Origin of the sequence: Aequorivita aquimaris (assembly GCF_001573155.1) — a bacterium.
GTDB lineage: Bacteria > Bacteroidota > Bacteroidia > Flavobacteriales > Flavobacteriaceae > Aequorivita > Aequorivita aquimaris.
In genome coordinates this window covers 1-1,520 of the sequence record NZ_JRWG01000029.1, presented here as the reverse complement: position 1 = coordinate 1,520, position 1,520 = coordinate 1, and the positions used below count along the sequence as shown (strand labels likewise).

Here is a 1,520-nt window from a genome sequence, read left to right as displayed (position 1 = left end):
CTGGACAGCTATCTGAAGAAGCGCACCGCCACCAAGAACAAGCTGCACGGGGAGGAAACTTTGGGCATTCCCTCCAAGTTTGTCCATCAATCCCTCAAGCGTGACCTCAAGCATTTGGACAAGGAGGTAAAGGCACTGGAGGAAAGGTTGCTTTTATTGGTAAAGCAGGACCAACAACACCAACTTACATTGTTGAAGGGAATTCCAGGCCTGGGTACCAAAACGGCCCTCTTCCTCATTGTTATAACAGATGGTTTTGACAAATTTGAGACTGCCGGCCAATTGTGCAGCTATGTGGGAATTACCCCCACAATCCGGCAATCGGGAAGCAGCGTGCGGGGCAAGAGCAGAATATCAAAGGTGGGCAACCAGAAACTCAGGAACCTTCTCTTCCTGTGCGCATTCTCGGCGTGCAAGCACAACAAAGCCTGTAGGGAGATCTATGAACGCATTGTGGCAAAGGGAAAGAGCAAAAAACTGGCACTTATTGCGGTGGCTAACAAACTGCTGAAACAGGCATTTGCAATCGCAAAAAGCGGTTTGCCCTATGATGAGAAATTTGTATCCAAATTGAACTAAAAACATTTGTTTTTCAACTCAGATCTTTGTTGTGTGCAGTTTTTTTATTTCAGTCGTTTTTTAATATCCATTCGTTGGTGTAAAATTCTAACAATTTCCACGATATCATTTTCCACTTTTCTATAAAAAATCAAATGGGATTTTATTTTAGTCACTCGATAATTCTTTCGAGTTTGTTCCGCTGACTTTCCAGTCATAAAGTTGTCAGCTATAAATTCAATTTCCGTAATTATCAAGTCGTAATATCTGTCGGCTTGTTCTTTAGACCATTTATTGAGCGTATAAATCCAAATTTTATCTAAATCTTCAATCGCTTGTTGACTTATGCGATATTTGTTTTTACTCATAAGTGTTTACGATGTAATTCTTTCAAATGTTGTTTTGGGTCAAAATTTTCAACAAATCCGCTATTTTCTCCAACTTCTAAAGCTTTAATAAGTTCTCTTTCTTTTTTTTCTTCGTGTTCTAATAAACGTAATGCAGAACGAATTACTTCGCTAACCGAACCATATCTTCCAGAATTTACTTCTTCTCTTATAAAATCCTCAAAATGATTTCCGAGTGATATTGATGTGTTTTTTCCCATTTTGACTATATTTTATTCAAATATACCAAATCTTGGTAACGTAACCAAATTGCACACAACGTCAGTCTGTCTCAAAACCGCCCTTCAATTGTTGAAAATAGTTTTTAATTCCATTTTCGGCAAGTAAATGGAGTAAAAGTTGAAAGATCGGCCTTTGTCCCCAGAAACCGTTTTCAGGGCATGTTTGTGAAGGGAAAGCGCCCCTTGAAGCCATAAAAGCAGCAAAACAGGCCACCCTGCAAGCGTTATCCCCAGCTTTAGCATTCGTTTGAGGTTGTATGCCAGCGCAATCAGGCCAAAATCCGCCGAGGCACTCTCAAGGCCCCTCTTGGTCATGATATGGTCGAACCCCCAT

General features: G+C 40.5%; 3 protein-coding genes and 1 pseudogene. 1 reads left to right on the top strand and 3 read right to left on the bottom strand.

Features of this window, described 5'->3' with window-relative positions:
* A partial coding sequence (locus tag LS48_RS14595; RefSeq protein ID WP_131807742.1) for a transposase occupies nt 1-579 on the top strand: 579 nt, incomplete at its 5' end.
* Between the two features lie 44 nt (nt 580-623).
* Here the strand turns inward: LS48_RS14595 and LS48_RS14590 are convergent.
* From LS48_RS14590 to LS48_RS14580, 3 genes and pseudogenes are all read right to left on the bottom strand, one after another.
* Nucleotides 624-926: a type II toxin-antitoxin system RelE/ParE family toxin gene (locus LS48_RS14590; RefSeq protein ID WP_062623211.1), complete on the bottom strand. Its 303-nt coding sequence runs from the start codon at nt 924-926 to the stop codon at nt 624-626.
* Nucleotides 923-1,165, bottom strand: a complete 243-nt coding sequence (locus LS48_RS14585; protein ID WP_062623210.1) for a type II toxin-antitoxin system ParD family antitoxin — start codon at nt 1,163-1,165, stop codon at nt 923-925. The genes LS48_RS14590 and LS48_RS14585 overlap by 4 nt, the downstream gene beginning before the upstream one ends.
* Before the next feature lie 84 nt (nt 1,166-1,249).
* Nucleotides 1,250-1,520: pseudogene (locus LS48_RS14580) on the bottom strand (hypothetical protein); the annotation flags it as partial.

Excerpts from the sequence above, each read along its gene's own strand:
- LS48_RS14590 (WP_062623211.1), bottom strand. The coding sequence starts at position 926 with ATGAGTAAAAACAAATATCGCATAAGTCAACAAGCGATTGAAGATTTA.
- LS48_RS14585 (WP_062623210.1), bottom strand. The coding sequence starts at position 1,165 with ATGGGAAAAAACACATCAATATCACTCGGAAATCATTTTGAGGATTTT.